Here is a 12,162-nt window from a genome sequence, read left to right as displayed (position 1 = left end):
AAAAATAAGCCTCTTTAATCACTCCAGCATCATTAATAAAATTAGATAATGGATTAGCAGTTAAATGATCGTTTTTCTGAAAAACAGAGAGCATGGTTTTTAGTTAGATTTTCTTTCGTGGTCTCCTATGTATATTTTTCAGTCTAGTTTAAAATATGAAGTAAAAAGGTGTAGTATTTTTTACTAAAATATATAGCGATATGACAATGTTTTTTACTAAAAATATTTTGACTTTTTTGAATTTTTTTAGTAAAAAGATAATATGACTTTGTTTTTTAGTGGAATGAACTCGAAGTTAGGAAGGAAAACAACTCGTGCGAAGATGGGAGATAGTGGGCATTATAGATTTCATAGTTTAATGGGCAGTAAACCAGATTTAGAAGCCGAGTTGTGTATGGGATAAAGGAAATTCAGTATAAAGTGAAACTTTAATCATTGGGGGGATTCTTCATCCCCCAATGATTATTAGCCCTCACCAATCGGGCTTTTACGGGCAGTTGATTCCCGACTTAACTTCTTTGCTCTTGCTGAAATTTGAGGTGGGGGTCTTACTGCCCGTTAATGCGGGATAAATAGCATGAGGAGGATCTTAGATGATACATAACCAGTTAATGGAGAGTTTTAAGAAAATATTTCACCAAGAGGAGTATCGTACTTTCTTTGCACCTGGTCGGATTAATTTGATTGGAGAACATACTGATTATAACGGAGGAAATGTGTTTCCATGTGCCATTACGTTTGGCACTTATGCGTTAGCAAGTAAACGAGATGATGCGTTAATATGTGCCTATTCACTGAACTTCCCCGAAAAGGGTGTTATTTCATTTTCTTTACACGAATTAGATTATAAGCAAGAACATGATTGGGCGAATTATCCAAAAGGTATGATTCGTTATCTCATAGAAGCTGGATATAGCATTGATTCAGGAATTAACATTATGTTTTATGGAAATATTTCAAACGGTGCGGGATTGTCATCATCTGCCTCTATTGAGCTTGTAACAGGAGTAACGATGGAAGGATTATTCCAATTTGAATTAGATCGTATAGAATTAGTTAAAATTGGTAAAAAGGTAGAGAATTATTTTATCGGTGTAAATAGTGGCATTATGGATCAATTTGCTATTGGGATGGGAAAAGCAAGATATGGGATGTTGTTGAATTGTCAAACACTGAATTTTACGTATGCGCCACTGCTGTTGGATAACTACAATATCATTATTATGAATACGAACAAGCGTCGAGAGCTTACTGCTTCTAAATATAATGAGAGAAGAATGGAATGTGAACAGGCGCTTGCAAATTTGCAAGAGGTAATTGATGTAGGTTCCTTAGGAGAACTAACTGAAAAAATGTTTGAACAATATAAGCATGTAATTAAGGAAGAGAGCTTAAGAAAACGGGCTAAACATGTTGTGTATGAAAACTGTCGAACATTGCAATCTGTAAAAGAGTTAAAAGAAAATAATATAAAAGAATTTGGAAGATTGATGAATGAATCTCATTGTTCTTTACGTGATGATTATGAAGTGACAGGACGAGAACTAGATACATTGGTTGAATCAGCTTGGAAACAAGAAGGGATTATAGGAGCACGTATGACGGGTGCGGGATTTGGTGGTTGTGCGATTGCGATCGTTGGGGAAGAGTATACGGATCAATTTATTTGTAACGTGGGGCAAAAATATAGAGAAATCATCGGTTACGAAGCGACATTTTATGTTGCAGATATTGGAGATGGGGCAAGAGAGTTACAGAAAGAGGCCATGCAATAAATGGCATATTACATTAGTTCCTGTGCTTGTATAGCAATTAATAGAGCAAACTTCAATGTAGTAGTTACAGCTAATGTATAACGATTTTATTTCTCTTTATAGATGTTTAGGATAGGTATGAAAATAATCCGAATGGATATAACGATTCAGCGGAGGGAAAGTATCATGAATGTTTATCAAGTCATTGAGCAACTTATAAAACGGGCATGTTCACTTCGGTTTATCGAAAGAGAAGATGGAATTTATATAAGAAATCAAATTCTTCACCTTCTTCATTTAGAGCGTTTTGAAATGCAAGAAAGCAAAGCGGAAGAAAAAGAAATAACAGATTTACTAGAAGATTTAGTTCAGTATGCGAGTGAACAAGGAATTATTGATGGTCATTCTCACAATAGAGAAATATTAGCGAATCAAATTATGAACTGCTTCATGTCAAAACCATCGACTATTAATCAATGTTTCTATCGACATTATGAGTGCCATCCAGAATATGCAACTAATTATTTTTATGAATTAAGTCAAATAAGCAACTATATTCAAACGAAGCGTGTTCAAAAAAATATTACTTATAAAGCTAATACAGAGTATGGAGAATTGGACATTACGATCAATTTATCTAAACCCGAAAAAGATCCAAGGGAAATTGTAAACGAAAACGTAATACAAAATACGGATTATCCGAAATGTTTGCTTTGTATTGAAAATGAAGGATATGTGGGCAGAATTGGCCATCCGGCACGTTCTAACCATAGAATGATTCGAATGGAATTATTAGGAGAGCGATGGTACTTACAATATTCTCCTTATGTGTACTATAACGAACATTGCATTGTGCTAGCAGAAACGCATCGGAATATGGAAATAAATTGCCAATCTTTCGGAAGATTACTTTCTTTTGTGAAACGGTTCCCTCATTATTTTATTGGCTCCAATGCTGATTTACCTATTGTAGGTGGGTCTATTTTATCACATGATCATTATCAAGGTGGGAAATATGAATTTGCGATGGCAAAAGCAGCAGATGATTATGCATTTAAATTGGATAGATTTCCGGGGGTTCAATGTTCGGTAGTGAAATGGCCCATGTCGGTTATTCGCCTAAAAGGTAAGGATTCTAATTTATTAGTAAATGTGGCTGATTACATTTTGGAAAAATGGAAGCAATATAGCGATTCATCTGTTCATATTTACGCACATACAGACGGTGTGCCACATAATACGATTACGCCTATTGCTCGCAAGCGAAATGAACAGTATGAGTTGGACCTCGTATTACGAAATAATCGTACAAGTGAGAAGTATCCCTTTGGTATCTTTCATCCGCATCAGGATGTACAACATATTAAGAAGGAAAACGTCGGTTTAATTGAAGTGATGGGATTAGCTGTACTTCCAGCAAGGCTGAAATTAGAACTACAAGAGGTAGAACGATATATATTGTATAAAGACAATTGTGTAGCGGAATATCACAAACGATGGGCAGAACAAATGAGAGAGCGGTATAAAAAGGAAGCGAATGAAGAGGATATTCACCATATTGTTCAAAAAGAGTTAGCGGCTAAATTTTTAAGGGCATTAGAAGATGCTGGGGTTTTCAAACGAAACGATGAAGGAATAGCTGCATTTAAACGTTTTATACAAAGTTTAGAGGAGCGGAAGATAGGGATATGAAAGTCTTTCAAAATGTATTTGGTAAAGTAAATGGAGAAGATGTGTACGCTTATATATTAAAAAATGATAATGATATAGAAGTTACGTGTTTAAATTACGGTTGTGTGATTACAAAAATCATTACTCCTGATAGGAAAGGAAATTATGAAAATATCGTTTTAGGTTTTGAAGAATTAGAAAACTATGAGAGATATTCTCCATACTTTGGAGCAGTTGTAGGAAGAGTGGCTGGTAGAATCAAAGGTGCTCAATTTGAGTTGGATGGCAACACATATACGCTAGTAAAAAACGATCAAGACAATCATCTTCATGGTGGTTTAAAAGGATTTAGTTATATCGTTTGGGATGCTAAAATAATAGGAAATGAGAAGGAAACTGGAATTGAATTTACTTATACTAGCCCTAACGGAGAAGAAGGATATCCAGGAACTGTACATGTAAAAGTGATCTATACATTAAATAACGCGAATGAATTTTTGATTCGTTATGAAGCGCAGTCAGATAAAACGACCATATTAAACGTAACAAATCATACGTATTTTAACTTAAGTGGTAATTTAAAACGGGATGTCTTACAGCATACTTTAAAAATGAATAGTGATGAATTTCTAGAATTAAACGAGCAATTATTACCAACGGGTGAAATATTGGATGTAATAGATACGCCCTTCGATTTCCGAGCAGGAAGGCAAATAAAAGAGGGAGTATATTCTCGCTATTATCAAAATGAATTAGTAGGAAAAGGATATGATCATCCTTTTCTTTTGAATAGCAACTACGATCAGGAAATCATATTATGGGATGAAGAAAGTGGTCGCAAATTAGTTGTGGAAACAGATGAAGTTGGGGTAGTTTTGTACACAGGAAACCAATTACCAGGTGATTTTGAAATATGTGGGGTACAATCCAAAAAGTATTTAGGGCTTTGTCTAGAAACGCAAGGATTACCTGATGCCATTCATCATCCGAATTTCCCTTCTTATATTTTAAATAAAAATCAATTATTCTCCTCCTCAACGAAATATACGTTTAGGATTGAATAATTGAGAAGAGTAGGTGAATCAGGTATGGCAACGATTAAAGATATAGCAGAGAAGGCAGGCGTATCCATCGCTACTGTTTCTCGGGTGTTAAATAATGATCCATTGCTTTCTGTCAGTGATGGAACGAAGAAGAGGATATTTGAGGCAGCAGAGGAGTTTTCTTATAAGAAGCGTACAAAGCGTAAAAAAGAATTGCCGAAAATTACTTTGGTTCATTGGTATACAGAAGAAGAAGAGCTTAACGATTTATATTATATGTCCATTCGTTTAGGAATAGAAAAAAGATGTGAACAGAAAGGTTTGAAAATTGTAAAACTTTTTCATAGCCAAATGGAAGAGTTGATGCAAGAAAACATTCAAGGCATGATTGCAATAGGGAAGTTTAGTGAACGAGAAATAAGTTTATTTGAAACGATAACAAAAAACATTGTATTTGTAGATTATTCTCCAAATGAAGATATTTTTGATGCGGTTGTGGTAGATTTTGAAAAGGTAACCATGAAGGTGATTGATCATTTAATAGAAAAGGAACATCAAAAGATTGGATACATAGGAGGACGGGAAACATTTAAAGATCAGACTTCCGAAATTGAAGATTCAAGGGAACGTGCCTTTATAAAATATATAAAGGAAAAAGAATTATTTTATGAAAATTATATATACACGGGTCAGTTTTCAGTAAACGATGGTTATTTATTAATGAAGCAGGCGATAGAAGAGCAGCAGGATCAGTTACCGACGGCTTTTTTTGTTGGAAATGATGCTATGGCAATCGGATGTTTGCGGGCATTACATGAATGTGAGATTCCTGTTCCAGAAAGAGTAAATATAATTGGTGTAAATGATCTCAGTATTTCTCAGTATCTTTCTCCTGCGCTCAGTACAGTGAAAGTATATACGGGGCTTATGGGAGAAACGGCAGTGGATTTATTAATGGAAAGATTTTTAGGACGGAATGTAGCTAAAAAGGTAATTTTGTCAACGAAATTAAACATTAGGAAAAGTAGTTTTTAGTAAATGAACAGATAAAAAGAAACTCCTGCTTATTAAAACAGGAGTTTCTTTTTATGGGGGTATATTAATGGGTTAGTGTGTGGTGTAATATGGGTTTAAAAGGATTATATTCAAGATTATAGGGGGTGATTGAGTGAACGATGCAAAAATTCAAATCAAAAAGACAAAGAGAAAAGTAGCATTGGTATTATTTATTGCGCTAGTAATGATCATTGGCTTCGGATATTGGAAGTTTTTTAGTTTGCAAGGCGTTCCGAAAGGAGAATTGATTCGAACTGTGAAATCTCCAGATGGAAAACATGCTATAAAAACTTATTTTCATAACGCCGGATCATTAAGTGCAGATGCTGTTAGAGGAGAATTAGTTAACCTTAGTTCCAATTCTACCAAAAATGTATATTGGAACTATCCAGATACAGATCCACACATTGAATGGATAGATAAAGATAGAGTTAGAATTGGAGATCAAGCGTTAGATATTTCAAAGAAAGAAACTTATGATTGGCGTGACGATGATAAGCATATAAAAGAATATCCAAAACAGTTTGTTCAATAAATGGGATAGAACTACTTTGATCAAATAAAGCACAAGAGTAACGAAAAGGGCTATCTTTTCTACATTAAGTGGGAAGATGGCTTTTAGCTTTTCATCGTAAAAGTATAGAAATTACAATGAAGAAGATAAAACCAGAAACCAAAAAAGAAGCAATCCCTAATGTTTTTCTCCGCGCTTTCATTTCAGAAATGCCCATGATAATGAACATACATGCGAGTGAGAGCTGCATGTAAGGGAGTACATCAGTTTTGGTAAAATGGTAATAGCCTAAAAGAACAAGTGTCAGTAGTAGGAAGAAAATACGTAATCCAGTCAGCATTTCATTCTCTCCTTTGAAAATTTATATTAGCGGAGCAATTCTGATATAGCGATGAATAAAACGATAGCTCCAACTAGAAAACACATTGTTCCGCTTACTTTCTTTTGTTCACGTAATTCCTCGATGCTCATAGTGAAAGACATTAAACCTAAAGCAATGAACATATACAGTATAATGCCTCTGTTATCTGTGATAAAACTATAGATAGACAAAGCGAGTGCAATGAGTGCAAATGTAATTCGAGCGATTTTTAGCATATTAATCCCTCCGTAAGAAAATAGTCGTTACATAATATACTTTACTGCGAGAACAGCCCACACGAAAATTCCTGCTACCATACAGGTCAAACCTGTGCTTGGGTCTTTCTTTTGTATTTGTTCAATCGCGATTATAAACATTAAGGCTCCTAAGAAAAATTGTGAAAGAGTAAGAAATGAATCATTATGTGTAAATAGACTGTACAAGGATACGATAATGACAATGAAAGCAGTTAAGAGGCGGAGTATACGAAGCATATTATTGATCCTCCTTTTTATTTGGCAGATAAGGATTGTCCTCTGGTTTATCAACTGAATGTTTATATGAATAGCCCTTATTAATCGTTAACACAGAGAGTACCAATACGAGAATGACAATAATGACGCCGATGATTAATATTTTTAACATCCAGTTCCCCTCCTTTTCTTAATTTTACCATTAAATGAAACTTCGTTTTACATAATTTTGTAATTGTTGAAAACAATAGAAAGTAAAAGGGTGAAAGAAGGGTGTTATATGGATAATAAGAAAACTTACTATATATCAGTAGGAAATGGTCAGATTTCGCAGGTGAAAACGGCAGATACATATAGCTTTGAAATCCAGGCGAATGATGAGGAAATTACCCAGCTTCGGGAATACTTCGATCAAGCGTATCGTGAAGATCTTGGCTCTTTTGTACGTTCGCACGTTCCGTATGTTGAGTATCATCATGATTCGAATAATGACCGGTATGATGAACAACTGCAGAAAGCCTATAAGATGATTTATGATTTAGGGAATCATGAAACGAAAGAATTAGTCGCGCAAATGGGAATAATCAATGGATTGTAGTTGGATAACATTATGCATATGAATGAGAATTGTGCTACAATTTGTGGTAGGAAAAACTTGTAACCATCTATAGGGGAGTAATGGCATGTACAAATTTAAAGATTATTACCACAACACTGTACAATTATCGTTTGAACGTTACCCATTTTCTCCTGAGCCAAAGCATGTTTGGGTTGTATGCCGGTACGGGGATCAATGGTTATTAACGCATCATTTGCGCCGCGGTCTTGAATTTCCAGGTGGCAAGGTAGAGCTGGGGGAAACACCGGAAGAAGCGGCAGTTCGAGAGGTTCATGAAGAAACCGGTGGTATTGTTTCTGATTTAACTTACTTAGGACAATACAAAGTATCTGGAAAAGACAAAATAATCATTAAAAACATTTATTTCGCAACAATTAGTGCAGTAGAAGAACATACGCACTATGAAGAGACAAAAGGGTCTGTTCTATTAAAAGAAATCCCGGATAACATTAAAACTGATAGGAAATTTAGCTTTATTATGCGTGACGATGTATTAGCGCGTACGATGAAACATATAGAAGAACTCGGCTGTTTTACGAAGTAAAGGGGCCGGGTTCTTTTTGTTATTAAAATTATATTTGTTCCTTCGGTATATATTCCGGCAGAGTGCTTGTAATGTAGTGCTACCGATATATATTCATGGAAAAACTTATATGGAGTGTTAAAAAAGATAGAAACGAACTCACGATATGTATCATAGAGTAAATTTATATAAGAGGAAGACAAAATAGCTATTTCATAAAAATAAATTAATTTTTTTCTGGCTCCCCTGTAAAATGCTTCACTCGTTCGAATCCTATAATAAAAAAATGATTTAAGGAACATTAACATAAAAAGAAGGTTTGTGCGTATGAGTATACACCGTACATATATGCAATAAAAACACACAGAGTTATAACTAATACTATTACATGCAATCAAAAACTCACTGGATTAACTGAATAATATATTGTCTTAATATTATTCAGTTAACAAAAACTTAAAAAGGAAAATTTATCTTTTTAATTGCATTTAGAATGTTGATATTATAACATTAGAATTAAATTGAATTATGAAAACTAGTGTATAGTAACACCTAATCCTAGTGGATTTTGAGAACTTGACTTATGGCAATCTCCAAACTAAAAGGCCCTATGTAGTCATATCGCGCTACATAGGGCCTTGAAACGTTTGGGGGCTGCTTTTTTTTGATTTAATATGTTTATAGAAATCAAATGTTGAGTTTTTAATTATCTTGCTAGAATTAGATTTTTATATTTTTAAATCAAGTGGATAAGGAAAGGTGAACTACACATGTTGAAGAAAACTGTAGTAGCTGTTTTAACATTAGGCTATGTGATTAGCCCAATGCAAACTTTGGCTGAAACAGAGAATGAACAGCTACCTTTGGAACAAAAAATTAGTACTGAGCAACAAAAACAATCTAAACAGGGTAATCAATTACTACCCGAGCAAAAGAAGCAAGAACAAGAAATTAGTACTGAGCAACAAGAACAATCTAAACAGGGCAATCAATTACTACCCGAGCAAAAGAAGCAAGAACAAGAAATTAGTACTGAGCAACAAGAACAATCTAAACAGCAAGATCAGTTATTACCTGAGCAAAAACAGCAAGAACAAAAGGCAATACAGCAAGATATAACAAAGCAGCCTGGAACAGCAGGTGTAAAAAGTGAGCAACCACTAGGTACTAGTGAAATAGAAACGAATCAAACTACTGTTAAAGCAGTACAGGCAGCACCTAAAACACAAGTAGGTTGGGTGAATAGAGATAATAAGTGGTATTATATTCAGCCAGATGGAAAACAGAAAACGGGTTGGCTGCAAGAAGGGACTACTTGGTACTATTTGCAACAAGATGGAGCAATGAAAACAGGCTGGTTGAAAGAAGGGACAGCCTGGTATTACTTGCAAAGCAATGGAGCAATGAAAACGGGCTGGTTACAGGAAGGGACAACCTGGTATTACCTGCAAAGTAGTGGAGCAATGAAAACGGGCTGGTTGCAGGAAGGAACAACTTGGTACTATCTGCAAGGTGGCGGAGCGATGAAAACGGGCTGGTTGCAAGAAGGAACAGCTTGGTATTACCTGCAAAGTAGTGGAGCGATGAAAACGGGCTGGTTGCAGGAAGGAACAACCTGGTATTACCTGCAAGGTGGCGGAGCGATGAAAACAGGCTGGTTGCAGCTTGGGGATAAAAAATATTACTTCGAAAGCAATGGAGCAATGAAAACAGGCTGGTTGCAAGAAGGAACAACTTGGTATTATTTAGAAAGCAATGGAGCAGCGAAAACAGGTTGGCTGCAGCTTGGAGATAAAAAATATTACTTCGAAAGCAATGGAGCAATGAAAACAGGTTGGCTGCAGCTTGGGGATAAAAAATATTACTTCGAAAGTAATGGAGTAATGAAGACAGGCTGGCTACAGCTTGGGGATAAAAAATATTATTTAGAAAGCGATGGAGCAGCGAAAACGGGCTGGCTACAAGAAGGAACAACTTGGTACTACTTCCAAAGTACTGGTGAGATGAAAACGGGCTGGTTGCAAGAAGGGACAAACTGGTATTACCTACAAAGCAATGGAGCAATGAAAACGGGCTGGTTGCAGGAAGGAACAACTTGGTACTATCTGCAAAGCAACGGAGCGATGAAAACAGGTTGGCTACAGGAAGGAACAACTTGGTACTATCTGCAAGGTGGCGGAGCGATGAAAACAGGTTGGCTACAGGAAGGAACAACTTGGTACTACCTGCAAGGCAATGGGGCAATGAAAATAGGATGGTTAGAAGAGAATGGTAAAGTATACTATTTTGATACAAATGGTTTTTGGATTGAAAATCCAATCATATTTGGTAAAACGATTATAGTTGATCCAGGACATGGTGGATATGATTCAGGGACATTATATGAAAATATATATGAAAAAACGATTGCCCTGCAAGTAGGTTTGAAGTTAAAGAGTTTATTAGCTCAGAGTGGTTCAAATGTTGTGATGACACGAGCAACAGATATCTTTATTCCATTAGGAGATCGTGTTCGTATTTCAAATGAAAACAAAGCAGATATTTTTGTTAGTGTGCATGTAAATTCAGCTGATGCGACTGCAGCAGAAGGAATTGAAACGTTATATAATTCTGAACACCCAAAAAGTAAACAAGCACTTACTTTAGCAAATGCTGTACAGAATGCTTTAATTAAAAATACAGGTGCTAAAAATAGATTTGTAAAAGATCGACCAGAACTTCGTGTGTTAAAGGCAGATAATAGTGCACCACCTATATTAGTAGAAACAGGATTTTTATCAAATCCTAATGAAAGAGTAAAATTGACTTCTGACAAATATCAAAATGTACTTGCACAATCCGTGTTTGAAGGAGTTCTAAAATATTTTTCTAATTAGAGGTAGCGTAACATTGCTAGTAAGCTAGGAAAAAGAAATACACTCTTAAAATGAAAAAACGCCATTCTTTCTCTAGAATTATAGGAAAGGATGGCGTTTTTGTATCTGATGAATTACAACTCTAGCTTTATACTAACGTGAAAAGTGAATTCTTTAAGGGTGACGACTTATTTATCCAAGTTTTACGAATGAAAGTACCTCAAGTAAATTTTCAACTACACGAGAATGTTCAAACTCTCCCCAAAATGAATCTTTCTTCCAAACTGCAGGAATCCCGGCGTTTTCAGCACCGGTTACATCGTTTTCCGGATGATCTCCAACATAGATACATTCTTCTGATTGGACGTTTAATTGTTTGAGGGCACGCTCAAAGATAGCTGGATGTGGCTTCTTAATACCTTCTGCTTCCGAAATGAGAATGGTATTTGTATAAGTATGTAAGTTCAAAGCGCGAATATTGTTCATTTGAAATTCGGTTATGCCGTTTGTAATAATCCCCACTTTAATATTCTTGTTTTGTAATTGCTGAAGTAATTCATGCATATTTGGAAAAGGAATGCAGTGGTTTGCGAATTCTGTTACGTAATCATGCAAGAGTTGTTCGGCTGTCACACTTGTAATTGCATATTCTTTAAGCAGGGTAGCGTATACTTTATCTTTCCAAGTATAGCCGTTATTGTCTAGCTGAATGAAACGAGAACAGTATTCTGATTTAATAATGCTGGTAAAATGATGAGCATAACGATCATATTGTTCATGAATAAAATGTTCTAAAGATTGATGCCGATCTAACAATGTTCCATCTAAATCAAATAGCACAGCACGAATCATAATAATCCCCCTTAAAATGAAAAAACTTCCTAGAAATAATTATCGCATATTTCTAAAAAAATGCATGGCATAAAACTTTTTGACGTGGAAGAAGGGAACAGAATTTCCAAATAGAATAGGTATAAAAGAGATATTGTCACAAAATTAAAACAATTATAACGTGCATGTTGAAGATGCAATGAATTCATTCTCAAGGAGGTAGAGCGTATGAAAACCATTCTTGCTATTGCTGGTCTCATCTGGATAATGTCTCATGGTGTTCCGATTTTCGAAGGAGAACAAATCCGTAATGCATTAAATCAACATTTTGATGAGTATCATATTGTGGATCGGAAAGATAATATCGTAACAGTGCGTGTGAAGGATTGTTTTCATACGGTCATGATTCAAGGAAACACTGTAATGAACGATACAAAAGTATGTGATCAGAAATAAAAAAGC

At 35.3% G+C, this 12,162-nt stretch carries 14 protein-coding genes; 9 read left to right on the top strand and 5 right to left on the bottom strand.

Features of this window, described 5'->3' with window-relative positions; genetic code table 11:
- The first annotated feature begins 593 nt into the window (after positions 1 to 593).
- The 5 genes from C564_RS0104835 to C564_RS0104815 all read left to right on the top strand — a co-directional run bounded on the left by C564_RS0104835 (position 594) and on the right by C564_RS0104815 (position 6,059).
- Positions 594 to 1,775 carry a galactokinase gene (locus C564_RS0104835; protein WP_018764609.1) on the top strand — a complete coding sequence of 394 codons (1,182 nt, stop codon included), beginning with the start codon at positions 594 to 596 and terminating at the stop codon, positions 1,773 to 1,775.
- Between the two features lie 165 nt (positions 1,776 to 1,940).
- Positions 1,941 to 3,446: a UDP-glucose--hexose-1-phosphate uridylyltransferase gene (gene galT / locus C564_RS0104830; RefSeq protein ID WP_018764608.1), complete on the top strand. Its 1,506-nt coding sequence runs from the start codon at positions 1,941 to 1,943 to the stop codon at positions 3,444 to 3,446.
- Positions 3,443 to 4,489 carry an aldose epimerase family protein gene (locus tag C564_RS0104825; protein WP_018764607.1) on the top strand — a complete coding sequence of 349 codons (1,047 nt, stop codon included), beginning with the start codon at positions 3,443 to 3,445 and terminating at the stop codon, positions 4,487 to 4,489. The genes galT and C564_RS0104825 overlap by 4 nt, the downstream gene beginning before the upstream one ends.
- A 24-nt stretch (positions 4,490 to 4,513) precedes the next feature.
- Entirely contained in the window at positions 4,514 to 5,503 is a 990-nt protein-coding gene (locus tag C564_RS0104820; RefSeq protein WP_018764606.1) for a LacI family DNA-binding transcriptional regulator, read from the top strand.
- A 133-nt stretch (positions 5,504 to 5,636) separates the two neighbouring features.
- On the top strand, positions 5,637 to 6,059 hold the full coding sequence (locus tag C564_RS0104815) for a DUF5412 domain-containing protein (protein ID WP_018764605.1): 423 nt from the start codon (positions 5,637 to 5,639) through the stop codon (positions 6,057 to 6,059).
- A gap of 91 nt (positions 6,060 to 6,150) precedes the next feature.
- Here the strand turns inward: C564_RS0104815 and C564_RS0104810 are convergent, their stop codons facing one another.
- From C564_RS0104810 to ytzI, 4 genes are read right to left on the bottom strand one after another with little or no spacing between them, the layout of a single operon-like run.
- Complete coding sequence (locus tag C564_RS0104810) at positions 6,151 to 6,378, bottom strand: DUF3953 domain-containing protein (protein WP_018764604.1); 228 nt, start codon at positions 6,376 to 6,378, stop codon at positions 6,151 to 6,153.
- Positions 6,379 to 6,404: 26 nt separating this feature from the next.
- Positions 6,405 to 6,635 carry a DUF3953 domain-containing protein gene (locus C564_RS0104805; protein ID WP_018764603.1) on the bottom strand — a complete coding sequence of 77 codons (231 nt, stop codon included), beginning with the start codon at positions 6,633 to 6,635 and terminating at the stop codon, positions 6,405 to 6,407.
- 27 nt (positions 6,636 to 6,662) lie between these two features.
- Positions 6,663 to 6,893, bottom strand: a complete 231-nt coding sequence (locus C564_RS0104800) for a DUF3953 domain-containing protein (protein WP_018764602.1) — start codon at positions 6,891 to 6,893, stop codon at positions 6,663 to 6,665.
- Position 6,894: 1 nt separating this feature from the next.
- Positions 6,895 to 7,044 carry a YtzI protein gene (gene ytzI, locus C564_RS0104795; RefSeq protein ID WP_018764601.1) on the bottom strand — a complete coding sequence of 50 codons (150 nt, stop codon included), beginning with the start codon at positions 7,042 to 7,044 and terminating at the stop codon, positions 6,895 to 6,897.
- Between the two features lie 108 nt (positions 7,045 to 7,152).
- Between ytzI and C564_RS0104790 the strand changes: the two genes are divergently transcribed.
- The 3 genes from C564_RS0104790 (at position 7,153) to C564_RS0104780 (ending at position 10,890) form a co-directional block, all read left to right on the top strand.
- Positions 7,153 to 7,470: a hypothetical protein gene (locus C564_RS0104790; RefSeq protein ID WP_018764600.1), complete on the top strand. Its 318-nt coding sequence runs from the start codon at positions 7,153 to 7,155 to the stop codon at positions 7,468 to 7,470.
- Positions 7,471 to 7,555: 85 nt separating this feature from the next.
- The gene (gene mutTA / locus C564_RS0104785; protein ID WP_003202680.1) at positions 7,556 to 8,035 is read left to right on the top strand and encodes an antimutator 8-oxo-(dGTP/GTP)ase; all 480 of its coding nucleotides are present in this window, start codon (positions 7,556 to 7,558) and stop codon (positions 8,033 to 8,035) included.
- A 749-nt stretch (positions 8,036 to 8,784) separates the two neighbouring features.
- A complete protein-coding gene (locus tag C564_RS0104780; RefSeq protein WP_018764599.1) occupies positions 8,785 to 10,890 on the top strand; it encodes an N-acetylmuramoyl-L-alanine amidase in 2,106 nt (701 codons plus the stop codon).
- Positions 10,891 to 11,061: 171 nt separating this feature from the next.
- Here the strand turns inward: C564_RS0104780 and C564_RS0104775 are convergent, their stop codons facing one another.
- A complete protein-coding gene (locus C564_RS0104775; protein WP_018764598.1) occupies positions 11,062 to 11,721 on the bottom strand; it encodes an HAD family hydrolase in 660 nt (219 codons plus the stop codon).
- 207 nt (positions 11,722 to 11,928) lie between these two features.
- Here C564_RS0104775 and C564_RS0104770 point away from each other — a divergent pair, with 207 nt between their 5' ends.
- Entirely contained in the window at positions 11,929 to 12,156 is a 228-nt protein-coding gene (locus C564_RS0104770; protein WP_018764597.1) for a hypothetical protein, read from the top strand.
- The last annotated feature ends 6 nt before the right edge of the window (positions 12,157 to 12,162 follow it).

The organism is Bacillus sp. 105MF, from assembly GCF_000374885.1.
Classification (GTDB): domain Bacteria; phylum Bacillota; class Bacilli; order Bacillales; family Bacillaceae_G; genus Bacillus_A; species Bacillus_A pseudomycoides.
This window is presented reverse-complemented; position numbering and strand designations above follow the sequence as displayed.

Excerpts from the sequence above, each read along its gene's own strand:
- C564_RS0104810 (WP_018764604.1), bottom strand. The coding sequence starts at position 6,378 with ATGCTGACTGGATTACGTATTTTCTTCCTACTACTGACACTTGTTCTT.
- C564_RS0104790 (WP_018764600.1), top strand. The coding sequence starts at position 7,153 with ATGGATAATAAGAAAACTTACTATATATCAGTAGGAAATGGTCAGATT.
- C564_RS0104780 (WP_018764599.1), top strand. The coding sequence starts at position 8,785 with ATGTTGAAGAAAACTGTAGTAGCTGTTTTAACATTAGGCTATGTGATT.
- C564_RS0104835 (WP_018764609.1), top strand. The coding sequence starts at position 594 with ATGATACATAACCAGTTAATGGAGAGTTTTAAGAAAATATTTCACCAA.
- C564_RS0104805 (WP_018764603.1), bottom strand. The coding sequence starts at position 6,635 with ATGCTAAAAATCGCTCGAATTACATTTGCACTCATTGCACTCGCTTTG.
- C564_RS0104770 (WP_018764597.1), top strand. The coding sequence starts at position 11,929 with ATGAAAACCATTCTTGCTATTGCTGGTCTCATCTGGATAATGTCTCAT.
- mutTA (WP_003202680.1), top strand. The coding sequence starts at position 7,556 with ATGTACAAATTTAAAGATTATTACCACAACACTGTACAATTATCGTTT.
- ytzI (WP_018764601.1), bottom strand. The coding sequence starts at position 7,044 with ATGTTAAAAATATTAATCATCGGCGTCATTATTGTCATTCTCGTATTG.
- C564_RS0104820 (WP_018764606.1), top strand. The coding sequence starts at position 4,514 with ATGGCAACGATTAAAGATATAGCAGAGAAGGCAGGCGTATCCATCGCT.
- C564_RS0104800 (WP_018764602.1), bottom strand. The coding sequence starts at position 6,893 with ATGCTTCGTATACTCCGCCTCTTAACTGCTTTCATTGTCATTATCGTA.
- C564_RS0104825 (WP_018764607.1), top strand. The coding sequence starts at position 3,443 with ATGAAAGTCTTTCAAAATGTATTTGGTAAAGTAAATGGAGAAGATGTG.
- galT (WP_018764608.1), top strand. The coding sequence starts at position 1,941 with ATGAATGTTTATCAAGTCATTGAGCAACTTATAAAACGGGCATGTTCA.
- C564_RS0104775 (WP_018764598.1), bottom strand. The coding sequence starts at position 11,721 with ATGATTCGTGCTGTGCTATTTGATTTAGATGGAACATTGTTAGATCGG.